Below are 18,272 nucleotides of genomic sequence, written 5' to 3'. Positions count from 1 at the left end.
CATCAAGGCACGCAGCGATCGCCGCCCCTCGGACGACTCACGCAAAACAGACGCTCCAAGCGTCCGCTAGAAATCATGCCCAATCATTTTCCGATGTCGCAGATGCGCCAACAGCAGAAGTTCAATGCGCAGCGGGAAGCCGACGTCGCATATCGAATCAGCCTGTGCCCGAACGGGTTCGGGGTAGAGCCTATTAAGTCAGGGCGAGCGACCATCACGGGCGCCCCTCTTCCACTTCGATGGTCAAGCAAACCCGAGGCGGCTTTTCCACACCACCAGACCGATCGCCGCAAGCAGGAGGACGCAGCTCCAGGGAAGCAGCCCCGCCCCGCCGCCGAGGAGCATCAGTCCGCCGAGCAGGCCGCCGCCAGCGATGGCGAGGTTCCAGGCTGTCACGACCATCGACTGGGCCACGTCCGCCGCCTCGCCGGCAATCCGCGCCGACGCGGTCTGAAACAGGGATGCAGCGCCGCCGAACCCCAGGCCCCAGATCACGACCGCAAGCAGCACGATCCAACTGACCTGTCCGAAGGCCCCAAGCATCAGCGCCGCGACGAGGAAAAGCCCGACGCTGGCGAGCGTCAGTGTTCTGAGCCGCCTGTCGATGCCGACGGCGACCATCCAGATACTGCCGATGGCTGCGACCCCGAACAGGAGAAGCGTCGCATCCACGCGGCCTCCCATCCCGGCGCGATCCAGAAGGGGGGCTATGTAGGTGTAAAGGATGTTGTGGGCGAGCACGAAGCCGAGGGTGGCCGCCAGCACCGGTTTAAGCCCCGGTCGCCCCAACACCGAGGCCAGAGACGCCCGATCACCGCCAGTTTCACCCTCGAAATCAGGAACGCACCAGGCGATCCACGCGACCAGCAGGATGCTTAGGCCGCTCATCATAATGAAGACCGGTCGCCAGCCGATGATGCCGCCAATCAGTGTCCCGGCGGGGATGCCGATCGTCAGCGCAAGCGGCGTTCCGATCATGGCCAAGGCGATGGCGCGGCCCTTGAGATGCTCGGGCGCCATGCGACTGGCGTACCCGGCCAGCAAGGCCCAGACGAGGCCTGCGAAAGCCCCGGCGAAGAAGCGGGCGCACAGGGTCAAGACATAGCTGGTCGACACCGCCGTGATGATGTTGACCAGAAGAAACCCGCCGACGGCCGTCATCAGAAGCGGTCGCCGTCTCCAGCCGCGTGTTGCAGCAGTCAGGGGGATGGCGGCAATGAGCGAGCCCAAGGCATAGGCGGTGATCAACTGGCCCACCATGGCCTCGGACACGGCCAGATCGGCGCTCATCTGGAACAGGAGCCCCGCTGGCAGCGCCTCGGTGAGGATGGTGAGGAAACCGGCCGCGGCCAGGCCAAGGAGGCCGAGAACCGGAAGGCGGTCGTCGGACGGGGCACGGATCGGAGTCATCTCAGGCGGCAACCGCGCCGGGCAGCACCAGGTCGGTGACGCGATAGGTGTGGAACTCGCTCTGCGAAACAGCGTCCAGTCGCTTGAACTTCTCGACGAAGACCGGATCGGCGAAGAACTCCCCGACATTACCTTCGTCCGCAATGGCCTCGATGTTCACGACCGTCAGACCATCGGTGCTCTTGGCCAGATTGCTCCAGAGGAAACCGGGCTTACGCTCCGCGACGTAGCGGACGACGTCTTGAATGATCGCGAAGGCTTCATCCTGACGGCCCGGATGAGCATGAATGACGTTCACGATGAAGACGGTTGGGACGGGGCCAGGGGTGAAATGGGCGGGGAAGGACATCGGACGTCTCAGCAAGGAGCGGCCAAGGTCGACCGCGCCGTTCAGGTAGACCGGGGCGGCCACATGAAAAACCGGCTGCAAATCCGGACTTTCAGGATATGGATGTCCGCAATGGATAGTCTCCGCGCTCTCAATGTCTTCGTGCACGCCGCCGAGGCAGGCAGCTTCGTCGGCGCAGCGCAGCGGCTTGGCGTTTCGCCATCGGCCGTCGGCAAGGCCATCGCACGGCTCGAGGAGAGACTGGGCGCACGGCTGTTCAACCGGAGCACGAGAAGCCTCGCCCTGACTGCGGAGGGCGGGCTGTTACTCGAACGCTGCCGCAGAATATTCGCCGAAGTTGATGCGGCGACGAGAGACATGTCCCTCTCACAGGACACGCCGCGCGGGCGACTGCGCGTCAGTCTTCCGTTGGCGGGGATGTTGCTGATGCCGACGCTTTCCGCGTTCATGCGGACCTATCCCGAAATCATGCTCGAACTCGATTTCACCGATCGGATCGTCGACGTGATCGAGGAGGGGTTCGACGCAGTCGTGCGGACCGGCGAGGTCTCGGATTCCAGACTGATGACCCGCATGCTCGGCGCATTCGAGCATCGCGTCGTAGGCTCTCCGGGTTACTTCGAACGCTTTGGGCGGCCCGAAACGCCGGAGGACCTGAGCGGACATGCCTGTCTTCAGCATCGTTTTCCCTCGACGGGTAAGTTCGAACGTTGGCCGCTTTATCGCGGCGAGACCTTTGTCGGGAATGACCTTCCCTCGACACTCAGCGCGAGCACGTTGGAGCCGCTGATTTATCTGGCCGAGCAGGGACAGGGTCTGACATGCGTTCCGCTGTTCACTGTCAGGCGACAACTGGCGAGCGGCGAACTTGAGCCGGTGCTGACCTCATTCATGAAAAGCACAGGCAAGCTGCGCATCGTCTGGCCGTCAAGCCGTCATCCGACGCCCAAGGTCCGCGCCTTCGTGGACTTCGTGGCGGCCGAACTCTTGGTCACCGAGCGGGCGGGCCCGGTGTCGGCGACATCGCAAGTGTCAGCCTAACAAGAGCGGATATTGCGGCCTAGGACTGTTAACGACCTTCCGAACGCTAGGAAGGTCAGGGAAGAGTCACGACCCGACAATCAGCCTGAACGAGGCTGATTAGAAACTCATCTAGGGCGCGATCCGAAACGTGGCTACAGACGTGGGAAAAATTGAAGAAGCGCCCATAGAATATTGTTTTTCTTTCATTATTTACCCCAGAAAGCGGATCGCCCGCTCCGCCATTCGTCTTAGGCCCCAAACCGGGGCCGGCGAAATCAAACTTTCGAATTGAATCAGCAGGGCTCGGATCGGGCCACGCCCCCGTGTTCCTAAGCCTGAAGGCTGCAGGGCTCCGCCGCGATCACGCCGCGACGGAGCGCCCTTGCCTTATTGGGCCGCCAGCGCGGCCTGGACCTCGGCCCGGGCGGCTTCCATGTCGCGGCGGAAGACGTCGGAGCGTTGTTCGGCGCCATAGATGACCATGCCCGACTGCATGCCGGCCTCGACGGCGCTGTAGCTGTGGGATCCGCAGATGTAGCGGCTCTCGGCGAACTCGCGGCCGCGCGCATAGAGGGCGTCGGCGCGCTGGGGCGCCAGTTCGGCCAGGATCATCGCCACATGCACCCCATGGGCCGAGTGACCGGACGGATAGTCGGGATTGCCGGCCAGATGGTCGCTCTTGGCTTCGCAGATCGGCTGGTCCGTGCCGATATAGGGGCGTTTGGTGGCCCAGTGGGTCTTGGCGTCGCCGACCACCGATCGGTCGTCGCCCGCCCGGTCCAGCAACGCCGTCAGGACCGGCGCGGTTTCGCGCGTCAGGCGCACGCCCAAGGCCTCGGCGAAATGATCATAGGCGTCCCCGGTGACGTCGTGGGTGGCCAGCACCCAGCGCGGCGTGCCCTCCAGACTGCGGGTCTGCAGGAAGACGCCCCGGTTGGCGATGTCGCGGGGCGAACCCGGCGCGGGCGGAGGCGCCAGGACGGCGGTCAGGTCCGGCCGGTCCGGCTTGGCCAGATAACCGCGCGGGACGGCGGCGCCGGTCGGCTCGATCGCCAGACCGTCGCAGCGCGTCTCGGTCCGCACCCGGTTGCAGGCGGCGGCGTCCGCTCCCGTCAGCCGCACCTCATAGCCCGGGAAGCGCGGATCAGCCCACAGATAGTCCGTCGACACATATTGCGCCCCGCTGGCGAAGGCGGCGCTGCGGCGCGCGACGTCGCCGGAGCGGGCCTCGGCCGTATCCGCATCGGCGCGGGTGCGGACGATGAAGCCGGCGCGAACGGCGGCCTGGATGCGCGCCTGCTCGGCCGCGGGGTCGTTCAGCGTCAGATAGGCGGCGGCCGGCGAGGTCTCGTCGGTGTTGACGAAGAAGACGCGGCCTTCCAGCGAGCGGCGCGCGCCACGATAGCTGGCGACCTTTTCCGGGCCTTCGTCCAGGGCGAAGAAGACCTTGCCTCGCGCGGCTCCCAAGGTCGGCCAGCCGCCGGCCAGAACCGCGTCACGCAGGGTGGGATGATCGCCCTGGACACCGTCCGGCGTGATCAGCCGGTCGGCGTCGAAGACCGAGCGGACCTCGGCGTCCAGGGCGTCCCAGGCGGCGGCGTCGAAATCCAGGGGCGTCACCCCGCCCGGCATGGAGGCCGCGCCCGTCTTGGCGTTCAGCATAATCAGGACCGGGGCGTGATCGGGATGGGCGCGCGACCAGTCGCGGATCTCGGTCAGACAGGCCACGAAAGTCAGGCAGGTGCTGCGGAAATCGACGTCCGGCATATGCAGGGTCTTGAAGCCGGGTCGGGCCATGGCTTCAGCGAAGGCGGCGCTGGTCAGCGCCCCCTGCCCCGGCCGACCCAGGGCGGACAGGGGATGGGCGTAGCGCCCGCCCTGCGGATCGTTCAGCACGTCGATCTCGATCTGGCGCGCGCCGGCGTTCAGTTGTTCGGCCAGGGGCCGGTGCGAATAGTCCAGGGCCACGGCGGCGGGATTGACGGCGATCATGGCCTGCAGCTCGGCGGCCGGGATCGGCAGCTTGTAGCTGTTATGGGTCCCCACGGCCGTCAGATCGTTCATCCCCAGACGCCGATCCATCCAGGCCACAGCACAGGCGTCCCCGCCCGCCGCCCGAACGTCCGACGCGCTCAGATCACAGGCCGGCTGTACGGCGTTGAGGGCGGATCCGGCCAACAGGGCGGCCATCAGGGTGAACATGGGGAACTCCTTGGGTTTGGAACAGGAAGGGCCTGGGCCGCGCGGTGTAGGGGCTATAGCGACCAGCGCAGGCTGGCGGTGACGCTGGGACCGACGCGGCCGAGTTGCAGCAGGCGTCGCGTGTCGTGCTCATAGGCGAGGTCGGTCGTGTCGGTCAGGTTCGAGGCGGCGATCACCAGTTCCCCGCCTGATCCGATGTCGAAAGAGGCCTGGGCGTCCAGATAGCCGGCGTCCGCCACGGTGAAGTCCGACACCCCTCCCCCCTGCATGTCCGCCTCGGATCGGAAGGCGGACCGCCAGGACCAGGACAGACCGATGGCGACCGGTCCCCGCTCGAAGAAGGGGTTGATCGAATAGGCCAGACGCGACACCCCCGCCAGGCTGTACCCCTCCGGCCCCTGGCCGTCCGTCCAGGTCCCGCTGGCCCAAAGGCCGAATCCCGAAGGCAGCCGCCGATGGAGCCCGACCTCCAGCCCCCGGCTGACCGCCCGCCCCAGATTGGCCGGCCGCGACATCAGCACCTCGGCATGCACCAGGGGACCGGCCCGGGTCTCGAACACCAGCATCTCCGGCGCGGCCACCAGTCCGATGAAGTCGTCGATGGTCTTGTGGAAGACCGCGACGCTGAGCGCGCCCTGAGGGAAGGTCCATTCGTAGGAGGCGTCGAGATTGGTCGACATGTAGGGACTGAGATCCGGGTTGCCGCCCACCCCGACGAACAGCGAACCCGGCGAAGGATCGTCGATCTCGGCCTGTCCGCGCTCGTAGATGGACGAGACCAGAGAACTGGCCGGCGCCGTCGCCAGCCGCAGATCGGCCAGGGACGGCCGGGTCATGGTGCGGGACGCCGCCAGTCGCAGCCGGCGCCCCTGATCAAGGTCGAAGGCGATGTTCAGGCTGGGAAGCAGACGGATATCCGACCCCGTATGAGATACGCCCCGGATCGCCGCCACGCCCTTGTCATCCGCCGTCAGCAGCGCGCCGTCCACGGCCGTCCGGGTCGCCACCAGGCGAAGACCCAGATTGCCGAAGAAGGGCGCCGATCCCGCTTCGCCTTCAAAGTCGATCCGCGCATAGACGGCGCCGACCCGTTCGCCCACCTTGTACGAATTCTGCAGGTCGGCGCCGGTGGGCTTCAGGTCGCCCGGCGAGACTACGATGCTGTCGCTTTCACCCGGGAGGATGAAGGCGGTCTGGAAGGGTGCGAAGTCGGCGACGACCCAAGATCCTGGATGTTCGTCGATAACCTGATCGAAGACGCCGTTCTGAACGCGCGAACTGAAGAAGTCCGGGCTCAGCGTCTTTCCCGGTCCAAGCACGGCTTCGCGGTCCCGGCGCTGATAGTCGCGAGACCGGTCGCTGACCTGGCCGCCGAAACGAAAGTCAAACAGGCTCAGCCCGCCGATCCGGATATCTGCAGCCCGGCCGATGTCGATCAGGGCCGTGGCGTCGTCATCGACGGATTCGATGGCGCGCACGCCCAGCTTTTTCCATTTCAGGGCGGAAGGGTCGTCAAGATCGAAGTCGGTCCGCAGCAGGGCCGCCTTTCGAACGGAGACGGCGTCGCCCACGTCGAAGCTGTAGGATGGCGAAAGGCGCGCGCGAAAAGAGAGGCGTTCAAGCGGCGTATCCAGTTTCGATCGTGCGCGCGACAGGCTGACCCGCGGCTGAAACCTCCACGCCCCCAGCATCACCCGGGCCATTCCCGAGACCACGATATTCAGATGCGCCTGGTCCGAGAACTCGGTGTTGTTGTCGATCGTGCCGGACTGGACGGCGCCGGCCGAAACCACCCCGTCGGTGATCGTCGCCTGTGCATCGTCCGCCTCCAGCAGCTTGCCGAGCCCATAGACGATCCGGTCTTCACGGATGGCGTTGTCAAAGGTCGAGACCAGGCTGTCGAACCGCAGATGGACGGACGGCGACGCCCGCCATTCTCCCCCCAGGAACAGGCTCCGGCGCAGGCGGTCCTCCTGTTCGACGGTCGTGCGGACGTCGCTGGGCGCCACGACCTGTTCACCGTCCAGGGCCACCGGCAGATAGCGCTGAATCTGGAAACGGTCGTAGAGAACCGAACGTCCCTCTTGCGACAGGCCGCCGACCAGCCCCCAGTCGCCGTCGTCCGAAACCAGCCGCCCGGCCACGGACAGGTCGAGACGGGGGTCCCGCAGTCGCGCCTCGGCCGCGCCGCCGACCCGCAGGCTCAGGAACGGATCGCCATCCAGCCCCCCGACCGTCTCGATATTGATGTTGGAGCCGATTCCGCCCTCGATCAGATCCGGCGTCGCGGACTTGGTCAGTTGCGCGCCGGCCAGCAGGTCCGCCGACAGGGCGCGAAAGCGGAACTGGCGGCCGCTCTGGGTCGAGTTGCGGATGTTCTCGTTGAAGGCCACCGGCGCGCCGTTCAGGGTCACCGACTGGAACAGGGGGCCCAGGCCTCGGACGCTGACAAACTGCCCCTCCCCCACCTCGCGCTCGATGGCGACGCCAGGGACGCGCTGGAGGGCCTCGGCCAGATTGGCGGCCGGCAGTTCGCCGATCCGGGTCGAAGAGGCGCTGTCGGAGATGACGTCGGCCTTGCGCTTGCGGCGCAGGGATTCCTCGATCTGTTCCGACAGCCGGCCGGCGACGGCAATGTCTTCCAACTCGGTCGGGGCCGCGGGCTGCGGCCGCTCCGGCGCCGCGGGCGCCGCCCAGACCCGAACGCCACGGGCGCCGATGAAGCGGTATTGAAGGCCTGCGCCGTCCAGCATCCGGCTGACCGCCGCGCGCCAGGTCATGCGGCCCCGAACGGGACGGCTGCGCCGCGCTTCGCCCGGCGAGGCGACAAAAGCCAGTTCACATCCCGCCGCCACGCAAAGATCCACCAGCGCACGGCGGGCGTCCTGGGCCGGAATATCGAACGTCAGTGTCCCGTCCTGCGCCTGGGCGCGCCCGGTCCATCCCCCGCTGACCAGCACAGACAAAACCGCCCCCGCGACAACGACACGTCGCGCACCGAGCGGCGTCGATGGTGCGAACGGCTTCAAGCGGAGCAGGCCTTAGGACAATGGGACGAAGTTCAGCGTCGATCCTTAGCGCGACCGCGTGACAGCTCTGCGATGGCCCCAGCCTGCACTGACCTAGTCTGCTCGTATCAGGGCGCGACCGTCCGAGGTCCGTTCAATGGAAATCGGCAACAGATCGTCCATGCGGTCGATCAGTCCGACCTGTCCGGTCAAGGGCAACACCACCGTCACCCGCGTCTTCGCCAGGGCGGGATCGGCGATGACCATCGGCCGGTCGGCATAACGGGCAGCCTCGGCGATCACGTCGGACAGCGGCGCGTCATGGAAGATCAAGCGCCGTTCGCGCCAGGCCGTGGCGGACTCGACGTCCGGACGGCTCAGATGGACGCGGTCCAGGCCGGGGGTGAAGACGGCCTTCTGGCCGGGCGCCAGCATCACCGCGTGATCAAGCGAACGCCTCTTGCCGACGTCATGGCGGCCGATGGCGACACGCCCTTCCAGCAAGGAGACCTCCGCCCGGTTCCGCCGCAAGGTGGTGGTGAACCGCGTGCCCGTGACGATGACATTCCGATCCGCAACAGCGACCTGGAACGGGCGGGCAGGATTGTGGACGACATCGAAATAGGCCGCGCCCCGCAACAGGACGACGCGCCGGGCGTCATCCTCGAACCGCACCCGGATTTGCGTATCGGCGTCCAGGGTGACGCGAGAACCGTCCTCCAAGGCGAGATCGGTGATTTCGCCGGGCGCGCTGGCGTAGACCACCGCCCCCTTGTCGGCGCTCTGGGGTCCCAGGCCGGGCAGGATCATCAGGACGGCGATGGCCGCGACGGCCGAGGTCGCCAGGCCGCCGATCAGGATTCGTCGGCCGGTGTTCACGGGCTTGCGCCCCCGCAGCCGCGCCAGATCGCCCTCGAAGGCGCCGGCCAGAGGCGCGAGGCCCGCCAGACTCGCCTTCGCGGTCTCGTAGGCTGGCAGGTTGTCGTCCTTCTCCAACCAATCGAGGAAGGCCGCCTGATCGCGCGCGGGGACGGTCGGCCGACGCATGCGCGCCAGCCAGTCTTCGGCGGTTCGCGGCCGACGATCAAACAGGGATGTCAGGCGCTGGATCATGCGCGAACGAAACGCTCCTGGACGCGGCAGGGGGATAAGGCGCCGACGCCTTCAATATTCACAACGACACAGGGGTACGACACCTCAACCCTCTCGCGAAATCTTCAGCTGACGGAGGGCTTCGGCGATGTGTTTCTCGACCATGCTGACCGAGACGCCCAGGCGTTTGGCGATCTGGCTGTAGGTCTGCCCCTCGAACCGGTTGAGCAGGAAGGCGTCGCGCGTTCGCGGCGGCAGGGCGCGAATGATCCGGGCGGCGGCGGCCAGGTTTTCCCGGCCGATCAGATGCTGGTCCGCGGCGGGGGCGTCGCTGGCCACGGCCCGCGGGCCGGCGTCCAGGGCGTGAATGTCGTCGGTTCCGCGCACGCCCTTGCGGCCGGCCGATTTCCAGCGGTCCGTCTGCAGATTGCGGGCGATCACGAACAACAGGGGTCGGGCGTCGGCGCCTGACAGATCGTGGCCGGCGCGATGAAACCGAACAAAGGCCTCCTGCACCACGTCCTCGGCGTCCTCGATCGTCTGCCCCTTGCGTTGCAGATAGCCGATCAGGTCGCGGCGCAGTTCGACGACAAGACGCTCAACCGACATGGTCGCCGTCTTCCCGCTGGCCAAACGCGCAAAGACGTCCCCTCTTGCGGAGGGGACGTCGCGCCAGGCCAACCTCTAGGGGATCAGAAGTGATGGTCTGAACTGCTGCCATGGTCACGGCTCCCAAGCGAGCCGGCGCCTCAGCCGGCCGCATGAGCGGCCGGCTGGAAGTTCTGCAGACGACGTCGGCCGTCCGCAGCCCTCACCATGGTTCGGCGTTCCGGAAATGGATCAGAACTCCATCCGCAGGCCAAGGTTGATACGGCGACCCGACAGTTCGTACATGGTGGGGAAGGACGGATCCATCGTATAGCCCTTGGTCGCCTCATCGGTGACGTTGATGCCCTCCAGGTTGATCTGGAGGCTGTCGGTCACATTGTAGCTGGCCGACAGGTCGATCTGACCATAGCCTTCGCGCCAGATCGGATACATTTCGTAGCCGATCCCTTCGACGTACTTGTCCTTGAAGTTGTAGGACGCGCGCGCCTGGAACTTCGAGTTATCGTAGTAGAGGGTGAAGTTGTAGGTGTTGTCGGCCAGACCGACGGGCGGCATGCTGATGCCCAGTTTTGTCGTGGACGTCAGCGAGCTGTCCAACACCGTGTAGTTGGCGTTGATGCCGAAGCCTTCCAGCGGCGCATAGAACTGGCCGAACGGCACGACGGCGACCAGTTCGACGCCGCTGACTTCATACGAACCCGGCTCGTTGATGGGCTGATGGACGTCGAAGGTGTAGACGCCGTCGATCGAGCCGTTTGCGTTGTACTTGGTCACGTTCGGCACCGTGCCCGTCAGGGCCTGGCGAACGACGCCCTCGATCTCTTTCCAGAAGTAGGACACGGCCAGAAGACCGCCGTCACCCAGATACTGTTCCAGGCCCACTTCCCATTGCTTGGCGTAGGTCGGCTTCAGATTGGGGTTGCCGTCGGTGAAGCGGAACGAGTTCCAGCTGGCCGTGCGCTTGTAGGCCAGATCGGTCAGGGCCGGGCGGATCAGGGTTTCCGAAGCTGCGGCGCGGAAGATCAGGCTGTCCGTCAGATCGGCCGTGATGTTGAGGCTGGGCAGAACCTTGTCATAGCTGCCGTCGCTCGACACCGGCTCGGGCGTATAACCGGTCGAACCGTTCGGGTTCTGGATCTGGTGGTAACCCGACGAAGTGATCGAGGTGTCGACGTAGCGAGCGCCGCCGTTGACGGCGACCGGCACGGCCCCCAGGTCGAAGTTCAGGTCGGCCATGGCGTACAGCGACACGACCTCTTCCGACACCTCGTAATAGTCGCCCACGTTGAACGGCGTGTAGAAGCCGTCGTAGCGGAAGGTGCGGCGGGCGTAGTCGTTGGACACCTGGCTCCAGGTCAGGTCACGGACGCTGTAGGCGCCGCCGGGGACCAGATCGCTGATCGCCGTCAGTTCGCTCTGCGACATCGGGCGTCCGAGGTAGTCGACCTTGCCGGCGCCGGTGCCCTGGATGTTCAGGGAGCCGTACTGGCGCTCCTTCGACTTGTCGGTATAGCGGGCGCCGACCTGGACGCTGGTCAGGGCCGGGAAGAAGTCCAGATTCAGGTCTTTGGTGAAGTCGATCTGGGCGGCGTATTTGTCGTCGCTGATCTGCTCCAGCGACGTCTCGTAGCCTTCGAACAGATAGCTGGACGGCGAGTTGTACATGTCGATCGACGCCGGGTTGGCGCTCTTGATCGTCTCACCGCCCTGGGCCGTCCAGCGCGTCCGCGACGGCGCATAGACCGTGTGCTTCAGGTTGGCGTAGTCCAGCGTCTTCTCGGCGCCGGAATAGCCGGCCAGGGCGTGCAGCTTCCAGCTGTCGCCGCTCCAGTTCAGTTCCGTCCCGAACTGCCGATAGTCCGTCTCGTTGATCCGCTCCTTGCTGAGCATCTCATGCTGGGTAAGGGTATAGGATACGTCGCGCAGCACGATCAGGCCGGAGTCAGCCAGGGTGGTCTTGTCGTACTCGTGGATGGTTTCCAGCGTCGAGCGGCTGGAGGCCGAATAGGCCGCCGCGTCATATTCGTCTTCGGTGGTTTCGTACCGGCCGATCAGGGCGTCGAAGGCCAGGCTGAAGTTCGATGACGGACGGTATTGCAGCGACAGGGCGCCGCCCCATTGGTCCTGGGTGTTCAGATAGGCGCGGTCGCCGACCTTGTCCTGGAAGATGATGCGGTCCGTCTCGGCCGTATTGGCGCGGTTCTGAACGACGACGCCGGCGTCGCGCGCCAGCACAGCCATCGCCTGGGCGCCCCGGGCGCCCGTCGAGTTGGCGAGGAAACGGGTCATCGGGCGGAAGTTGATGCCCGAGTTCGAGTCGGTCCGGTTGGTCCGACGCGCGGTCGAGAAGGACACCAAGGCCCCGAGGTCGCCCCAGGTATCGCTGGCCAGGAAGGACAGTTTCGGATCGGTCTTTTCCGAGATCGAATTATAGGCGCCCTCGACAGAACCGACGACCCGGCGGCCGGCGTAGTCGAACGGGCGGGCGGTCGAGATATTGACCGAACCGGCGATGCCGCCCTCTTCATCGGCGGCGCGCGGCGACTTCTGGACCGTCACCTGCTGGATGATTTCCGAAGCGAAGATGTCGAACTCGACGTCGCGGCCGCCGCTGCCCGAGGCGGTCGCCAGGCCGTTGATGCTGACAAAGGTGAACTCGCTGGGCAGGCCGCGCACGTTGACGCGCTGGCCCAGGCCCTTGTTGCGTTCGATGGTCACGCCGGGGATGCGCTGCAGCGCCTCGGCCAGGTTCTGCTCGGGGAAGTTGGCCACGTCGGTGGCGACGATCGAGTCCGAGAAGCCGACGGTCTTGCGCTTGATGTCCACCGCCTCTTCGAGGCTGCGGCGATACGAGCCGGTGACGATGATTTCGTCGATCTCTGTCGCTTCAGCCGCGCTCGGCGCGGTGACGACGGCTTGATCGGCCGATTGCGCCAGGGCGGCGAACGGCGACGCGGCGACCAGGGCGAAAGCCGTGGTGCCCAGGATTCGGTTCTTCATTTCAGGTAGCCCCCAGTGAGTTCTAGGCGCTTCAACGACCGGGCTTCGCAGCCCCTCAATGTGTGACAGGGCTTTTCATTCAAACTTCACGGCGCTGTCGCGTTCGCCGCTTCCGGACAGCAAAACGGCCCGCCGGACGCCCTGAAGGACGCCTGACGAGCCGCTGTCAGCCTGACTGTTCCGCCTGAAACGGTTAGCCGCCGTAGCTCCGGCCGCCGCCGCCGAAGCCGCCGCCCGACACGACGGCCGTGCGGCTCTGAACCCGGGCCGGCGCCTGACGCGCCACATCGCCATGTTCGCGGGCGTTGGCGACGGTGCGACCGGTCCGATAGTCGCGGTAGGTGTACCCGCCGCCGTAGCCGTTCGAGTAGCGGTTCTCGCGGTCGCGATACAGCGGGCCGCCGCCGCGATAACCGCCGCCGTTCAACAACTGGCCGACCACGAACCCCGCCAGCAGAGGCGTGAAGAAGGAGCCGTTGCCGCCCTGATTGTTGGGCTGGCATTGCGACGGCCCCCACTGGCCTTCGCATTCTTCGCGCGTCGCATAGCGCGGCGCGGTCTTGGCGGCTTCTTCCCGGGCCTTGGCCAGGGCGGCGTCGCACTGGTCGTCAGGGATGTCGTTGGCGGCGCGGCACTCGTCCAGACTGGCGTAGGCCAGGGCGGGTTCCGGCTCGGGCTCGGGCGCCCGGACCTGAGGCGAACTGCAGGCGGCCAGCGAGAAGCTGGCGGTCGCCATCAGACTGCTGACATGGAGGATACGCGAGCGCTTCAGCCGGCGCATGGTTTCCGTCTTAGACAGGTCCTTGGGATCGGTCATGGCGGTCACGACGTCATGCAGGCGGCGTTCAGCAGCCCGACACAGATGGAGATGGAGGCCAGATAGACGGCCGCGCCGATTTCGCCCGCCTCGATCCGGGCCACCAGATTGCGGAAGGCCATGCGGCTGATGGCTACGAAGACCACGATCTGGATCACGCCGGCCAACAGGGCCCAGGCCGCGAACTCCATCAGGCTGACGGTGTGCGACAGGGCCGAGGCCAGGGGCAGGACATAGCCGATCAGGGCCCCGCCCAGCGCAATGGCGGCGGCGGTGTTGCCCTCACGGATCAGCGTATGCTCGTGATAGGGCGTGACCCACTGGTAAACCAGCTTGAAGGCCACGGTGAAGGCGCCTGCGACGGCGAAGGCGATCAGGAAGGCGATCGCGCCCTGCTGAAAAATGAACCAGTCGAACATTCAGTCTTCCCTTTCGGATCGCGCGGTCAAGCGCGGAACTCGGCCATTTCCAATGGAATGCCGATCATGATTTCGTGGGTGGTCTCGCCGCCCTCGGGCTGTTGCTCCAGGGCGATCATCAGTTCGCGGCCGTCCGCCAGTTCTCGCGCGTACAGCATGCAGGTCTGAAAGATCTTGGCGTAGGGCGTGGTCGCCGCCCGGTCGTCCCAGATGGTCTCCCATAGAGTGACCGGCGGCTGAACGGCGTCGCTCTCGGCGAACCAAAAGCGCGGATAGTCCGGCAGTTCCTCCGCCGCACCGTGAAAGACCGGCGCCGACAGACGGTCGCGCCAGATCCGGCGTTCCCGCTCGCCGGGCGGATAGGCCGAGGTCCAGGGGATGAACAGGCTGAAATCATAGCTTTCGGCGCCCGCCTCGTCGTCGCTCATGGCCTGAAGCATGACGTGATCGTCGGTGTAGAAGCGGTGGACGAACTGGCCGCTGTCCAGACTGACCAGGCCCTGGGCCGAGATGTCCAGCACGTCCCGATCCAGCACGAAATGGGTCTCATCGCCCAACCGGCGCCAGGCCAGCGGATCCAGCGACACCGTCCGACCCACGGTGATGTTTCGCACGGTCGCCAGCTTGGAGGCCGGCTCGACCTTGTTCGATGATCCAAAGAGTTTCTTGAACATGGGCGACTATCTAGGCCCGAAGCGCGCCGACGGCGAGCGAACAGCGAGGATGCGACCGAATGATGCGGTTCATGGCTCGAAAATTCAACACATCTTGCCGGACGTCAAGCGTTCATGTTACGCGTTTCATGAAACATGCCTGCAACCGCCCCGCCCTCGTCCGCCGCCAATGACCGCATCCGTGCGTGGCGACAGGCGCGTCGGGAGGCGGGGCTGGTCAAGCTGGAGCTCTGGGTGCCCGAATCCGCTCGCGACGACGTGAAGGCCGCCGTCCGCGCCATCATCACCGATTCCACCCGCGGCCCCCGGCTTGCTGCTCAGAGCCTTGCCGGCCGCTCGCGCCGCCCCACTTCTCATTCCATCCCCCCTGGAGACGACCACCATATGGACGCCGTGATCGAAACCCCCTGGACCGTGCCCGCCATCAAGGCGGCGCTCGATGAATCCCCCCTGCTGCGCGAGGGCGAGATGACCCTGCGCGTGCTGGAGGGCGCCGAGCCCGTCCTGTTGGCGACCATGCACGAATACGGCGACCTGCCGGTCTATCTCAGCGTCGGCGGCGCTCAGATCGTCTGTTCGGTCCTGCTGTGGCCCGTCGCCGAACAGGCCGACCGCCACGCCTTCAACGAATTCCTGCTGAAGGCCCAGCGCGTGGTGCCCCTGTCCAACTTCGCCATCACCAACGTCGGCGGCGAAGACGTGTATGAGCTGATGGGCGAACTGTCGTGCAAGACGACGCTACAGACCATCCTCATCGAACTGCGCACCCTGGCCGAGAATGCGATCGACGCCACTGAACTGCGTGAAACCTTCGGCGCCGACGCCGCCTGATCCGGAGACCCGACCATGTCCATGCTCAGAAAACTCTCCGCCCTGTTCCGCGGTTCGGCCCATGATGCGGCCCAGGGCGTCGTCGACGCCAATGCGCTGAAGATCCTCGACCAGGAAATCCGCGACGCCGACAACGCTCAGGGCAAGGCCCGCGACGACCTCGCCGGCTTGGTGGCCCGTCGCCGCATGGCCGAAAACGAAATGGCCAGCTTCCGCGACCAGATCGCCAAATACGAAAGCTCGGCCCGCTCCGCCCTGGGCCAGGGCAAGACCGACCTCGCCCGCGAGGTCGCCGGCCGTATCGCCGAGCTGGAGGTCGAGATCACCAGCCGCGGCCCGCTGATCGAGGACATGAAGACGGCCGAGACGCGCCTGCGCACCGCCATCGCCTCGACCGACCAGAAGATCGAGACGCTTCGTCGCGAGATCGACATCGTCAAGGTCAACGACTCCGTCCAGCGCGCCCAGACCTCGGTCGCCCTGAACTCGGCCGGCGCCCAGTCGCGCATCGGCTCGGCGGCCGACAGCCTGCAACGCATCAAGCAGCGCCAGGCGATCCAGGAAGAAAAGCTGAACGCCAGCCAGGCCCTGGAAGACCGCCGCACCGGCGCCGACCTGGACGCCAAGCTGCGCGAGGCCGGCATCCTGCCCGGCCATTCGTCAGCCGACGACGTCCTGGCCCGCCTCAGCCAGCCGGACGTGACCGTGGTCACGCCGCGCATCGGCCAATCGACCCCCGACAAGGACCCGGCCTGAACCATGGAGCGTCTGCGCCTCGAAGCCCGAACCGACTGGGACGCCAAGGCCGAGGAACTCGGCTTCACCTGGCGCCACACTGACGGCAAACCCTATTGGGACGAGACGGCCGCCTACGCCTTCTCGCTGGCCGAGATCGAGGACGGGATCGAGGCGCCGACCGCCGAACTGCACGGCCTCTGCCTGGACCTCGTCAATGAGGCGGTCCAGTCGGAGCGCCTGATGGAGCAGCTCGATATTCCCGAGCCGATGCGGGACTATGTCGCCGAAAGCTGGAAACGGCAGGAGCCGTCCCTCTATGGCCGGTTCGACTTCGCCTATGACGGCGCGGGTCCGGCCAAGCTCTACGAATACAACGCCGACACCCCGACCAGCATCTATGAGACGGCGGTGTTCCAATGGCTGTGGCTGGAGGACCAGATCGCCGCCGGTGTCCTGCCCGCCGACGCCGACCAGTTCAACAGCCTGCACGAGAAGCTGGTCGACCGGTTTCGCGCCATCTTCCCGAACGGCGGCTTCCTCCACTTCAGCTCCGACGCCGACTTCGTCGAGGACCGCCAGACCGTGCGTTTCCTCGAGGATCTCGCGCGTCAGGCCGGGCTGGACCCTCAGTTCGTCGCCATCGATCAGATCGGCCTGAACGAAGACGGCCGGTTTGTCGATCATGAGAACTGGATCATCCAGGCCATGTTCAAACTCTATCCGTGGGAGCAGATGCTGCGCGACGACTACGCCGCCCCCCTGCCGACCGCAGAGGTCACGGTGCTGGAGCCGGCGTGGAAGAGCATCCTGTCCAACAAGGCCATCCTGCCCCTGTTGTGGGAGCGGCATGCGGGCCACCCCAATCTACTGGAATCCTATTTCGAGGGCGACCCTAAGGCGACGGCCCTGGGGACCTCCTATGTCCGCAAGCCCCTGTTCTCGCGCGAAGGCGACAATGTCGAACTGATCGATCAGGGCCTCAGCGCCGCCGAGGTGGTGGACGGCGGTTACGGCGAGGGCCGCTACATCCGTCAGGCCCTGCACAATCCGCCGCGTTTCGACGACAACTATGTCATCGTCGGTTCCTGGGTCGTCGGCGAAGAACCGGCCGGCATCAGCCTGCGCGAGGACACGGGCCGGATCACCCGCAACACCTCGCGCTTCGTGCCCCACTTCATCCGCGACTGACGCTCAACCCGCCGCCTGATCAGAACCACCGGTCCTGCATCGCCAGCGTCGTGTCGTCCTTGCTGACCAGCAGGTCCAGCATCGGCCCGATCTTGGGCAGTTCCCAGCGGAAGAAGTAGCGCGCGGCCTGGCGCTTGCCGTCGTAGAAGTCGCCGGTCTTGCCCGCCGCCGCCAGCGCCTGCTCCAGCCAGATCCAGGCCAGCACCGCATGGCCCACGGCCTCCAGATAGGTCGAGGCGTTGGCCAGGGCCCGCTCCGGGTCGCCGCCCTGCCAGACCGTGGCCGTCGCCGCCCCGATCCGGCCCATGGCCTCGGCCAGGGCCTCGCTGTAGGGCGCCAACTCACCATCGCCTGACGCCCGCGCCACGGTGGCCATCACCGTCTCGCCCAGCAGCTTCAGCCCCGAGCCGCCGTCCATGATCGCCTTGCGGCCCAACAGGTCCAGTCCCTGGATCCCGTGCGTGCCCTCGTGGATCGGGTTCAGCCGGTTGTCGCGATAGAACTGCTCGACCGGATAGTCGCGTGTATAGCCGTAGCCGCCCAGCACCTGGATCGCCAGGCTGTTGCCCTCCAGGCACCATTGCGACGGCCAGCTCTTGGCGATGGGCGTCAGCATGTCCAGCAGCCGTCCGGCGCGGTCCCGCTCGGCCGCGTCCTCGGCCGTCGTCTGGTCGTCGGTCAGCCGCGCGCAATACAGGTTCAGCCCCAGCGCACCCTCGGCATAGGCCTTCTGCGCCAGCAGCATGCGGCGCACGTCCGCGTGCTGGATGATCGGCACGGGCGGACTGGCGGGATCCTTGGCCGACAGGGGCCGTCCCTGCGGCCGCCCGCGCGCATAATCCAGGGCGTGCAGATAGCCGGTGTATCCCAGGGCCGCCGCCCCCGCCCCAACCCCGATCCGCGCCTCGTTCA

15 protein-coding genes are annotated in these 18,272 nt (G+C 66.2%); 4 read left to right on the top strand and 11 right to left on the bottom strand.

Annotated elements, in window-relative coordinates:
• Positions 1-243 precede the first annotated feature (243 nt).
• Together ER13_RS01005 and ER13_RS01000 are read right to left on the bottom strand one after the other, a co-directional pair.
• Positions 244-1,410, bottom strand: a complete 1,167-nt coding sequence (locus tag ER13_RS01005) for an MFS transporter (protein WP_035305479.1) — start codon at positions 1,408-1,410, stop codon at positions 244-246.
• A 1-nt stretch (position 1,411) separates the two neighbouring features.
• Positions 1,412-1,822: an antibiotic biosynthesis monooxygenase gene (locus ER13_RS01000; RefSeq protein ID WP_008264298.1), complete on the bottom strand. Its 411-nt coding sequence runs from the start codon at positions 1,820-1,822 to the stop codon at positions 1,412-1,414.
• On the opposite strand from ER13_RS01000, the gene ER13_RS00995 reads away from it, so the two are divergent.
• Entirely contained in the window at positions 1,823-2,800 is a 978-nt protein-coding gene (locus ER13_RS00995; RefSeq protein ID WP_230307729.1) for a LysR family transcriptional regulator, read from the top strand.
• A gap of 369 nt (positions 2,801-3,169) precedes the next feature.
• On the opposite strand, the gene ER13_RS00990 is transcribed toward ER13_RS00995, so the two are convergent.
• The 8 genes from ER13_RS00990 to ER13_RS00955 all read right to left on the bottom strand — a co-directional run bounded on the left by ER13_RS00990 (position 3,170) and on the right by ER13_RS00955 (position 14,603).
• Positions 3,170-4,984 (bottom strand): Ca2+-dependent phosphoinositide-specific phospholipase C, encoded by a 1,815-nt coding sequence (locus ER13_RS00990; protein WP_035305476.1) that lies wholly within the window; start codon positions 4,982-4,984, stop codon positions 3,170-3,172.
• A 53-nt stretch (positions 4,985-5,037) separates the two neighbouring features.
• Positions 5,038-7,944 (bottom strand): TonB-dependent receptor, encoded by a 2,907-nt coding sequence (locus tag ER13_RS00985; RefSeq protein ID WP_035305473.1) that lies wholly within the window; start codon positions 7,942-7,944, stop codon positions 5,038-5,040.
• A 162-nt stretch (positions 7,945-8,106) separates the two neighbouring features.
• Entirely contained in the window at positions 8,107-9,105 is a 999-nt protein-coding gene (locus ER13_RS00980) for a FecR family protein (protein WP_035305470.1), read from the bottom strand.
• An 84-nt stretch (positions 9,106-9,189) separates the two neighbouring features.
• Complete coding sequence (locus ER13_RS00975; RefSeq protein ID WP_008261471.1) at positions 9,190-9,693, bottom strand: RNA polymerase sigma factor; 504 nt, start codon at positions 9,691-9,693, stop codon at positions 9,190-9,192.
• A gap of 231 nt (positions 9,694-9,924) precedes the next feature.
• A complete protein-coding gene (locus ER13_RS00970) occupies positions 9,925-12,693 on the bottom strand; it encodes a TonB-dependent receptor (protein ID WP_035305466.1) in 2,769 nt (922 codons plus the stop codon).
• A gap of 193 nt (positions 12,694-12,886) precedes the next feature.
• Positions 12,887-13,510: a DUF1190 domain-containing protein gene (locus ER13_RS00965; RefSeq protein WP_231492428.1), complete on the bottom strand. Its 624-nt coding sequence runs from the start codon at positions 13,508-13,510 to the stop codon at positions 12,887-12,889.
• 5 nt (positions 13,511-13,515) lie between these two features.
• Positions 13,516-13,929, bottom strand: coding sequence for a DUF350 domain-containing protein (locus tag ER13_RS00960; RefSeq protein ID WP_035305463.1), 414 nt, complete (start codon positions 13,927-13,929; stop codon positions 13,516-13,518).
• A gap of 26 nt (positions 13,930-13,955) precedes the next feature.
• Positions 13,956-14,603 (bottom strand): YjfK family protein, encoded by a 648-nt coding sequence (locus ER13_RS00955; protein ID WP_035305461.1) that lies wholly within the window; start codon positions 14,601-14,603, stop codon positions 13,956-13,958.
• Between the two features lie 135 nt (positions 14,604-14,738).
• On the opposite strand from ER13_RS00955, the gene ER13_RS00950 reads away from it, so the two are divergent.
• From ER13_RS00950 to ER13_RS00940, 3 genes are read left to right on the top strand one after another with little or no spacing between them, the layout of a single operon-like run.
• Positions 14,739-15,434: a YjfI family protein gene (locus ER13_RS00950; RefSeq protein ID WP_008259979.1), complete on the top strand. Its 696-nt coding sequence runs from the start codon at positions 14,739-14,741 to the stop codon at positions 15,432-15,434.
• A 15-nt stretch (positions 15,435-15,449) separates the two neighbouring features.
• Positions 15,450-16,190 carry a PspA/IM30 family protein gene (locus ER13_RS00945; protein ID WP_035305458.1) on the top strand — a complete coding sequence of 247 codons (741 nt, stop codon included), beginning with the start codon at positions 15,450-15,452 and terminating at the stop codon, positions 16,188-16,190.
• Positions 16,191-16,193: 3 nt separating this feature from the next.
• Entirely contained in the window at positions 16,194-17,360 is a 1,167-nt protein-coding gene (locus ER13_RS00940; protein ID WP_035305455.1) for a glutathionylspermidine synthase family protein, read from the top strand.
• 19 nt (positions 17,361-17,379) lie between these two features.
• Here ER13_RS00940 and ER13_RS00935 read toward each other — a convergent pair.
• A partial coding sequence (locus tag ER13_RS00935) for an acyl-CoA dehydrogenase (RefSeq protein ID WP_035305453.1) occupies positions 17,380-18,272 on the bottom strand: 893 nt, incomplete at its 5' end.

The sequence above is a fragment of the Brevundimonas sp. EAKA genome (assembly GCF_000698025.1).
In the GTDB taxonomy this organism is placed as follows: Bacteria; Pseudomonadota; Alphaproteobacteria; order Caulobacterales; family Caulobacteraceae; genus Brevundimonas; species Brevundimonas mediterranea_A.
The sequence above is the reverse complement of the archived record's forward strand: the minus strand, read 5'-3'. Positions and strand labels throughout refer to the sequence as shown.

Bases quoted from the DNA above. Each gene is read 5' to 3' on its own strand.
- ER13_RS01005 (WP_035305479.1), bottom strand. From the start codon at position 1,410: ATGACTCCGATCCGTGCCCCGTCCGACGACCGCCTTCCGGTTCTCGGC.
- ER13_RS00995 (WP_230307729.1), top strand. From the start codon at position 1,823: ATGAAAAACCGGCTGCAAATCCGGACTTTCAGGATATGGATGTCCGCA.
- ER13_RS00990 (WP_035305476.1), bottom strand. From the start codon at position 4,984: ATGTTCACCCTGATGGCCGCCCTGTTGGCCGGATCCGCCCTCAACGCC.
- ER13_RS00980 (WP_035305470.1), bottom strand. From the start codon at position 9,105: ATGATCCAGCGCCTGACATCCCTGTTTGATCGTCGGCCGCGAACCGCC.
- ER13_RS00975 (WP_008261471.1), bottom strand. From the start codon at position 9,693: ATGTCGGTTGAGCGTCTTGTCGTCGAACTGCGCCGCGACCTGATCGGC.
- ER13_RS00970 (WP_035305466.1), bottom strand. From the start codon at position 12,693: ATGAAGAACCGAATCCTGGGCACCACGGCTTTCGCCCTGGTCGCCGCG.
- ER13_RS00965 (WP_231492428.1), bottom strand. From the start codon at position 13,510: ATGACCGATCCCAAGGACCTGTCTAAGACGGAAACCATGCGCCGGCTG.
- ER13_RS00960 (WP_035305463.1), bottom strand. From the start codon at position 13,929: ATGTTCGACTGGTTCATTTTTCAGCAGGGCGCGATCGCCTTCCTGATC.
- ER13_RS00955 (WP_035305461.1), bottom strand. From the start codon at position 14,603: ATGTTCAAGAAACTCTTTGGATCATCGAACAAGGTCGAGCCGGCCTCC.
- ER13_RS00950 (WP_008259979.1), top strand. From the start codon at position 14,739: ATGCCTGCAACCGCCCCGCCCTCGTCCGCCGCCAATGACCGCATCCGT.
- ER13_RS00945 (WP_035305458.1), top strand. From the start codon at position 15,450: ATGTCCATGCTCAGAAAACTCTCCGCCCTGTTCCGCGGTTCGGCCCAT.
- ER13_RS00940 (WP_035305455.1), top strand. From the start codon at position 16,194: ATGGAGCGTCTGCGCCTCGAAGCCCGAACCGACTGGGACGCCAAGGCC.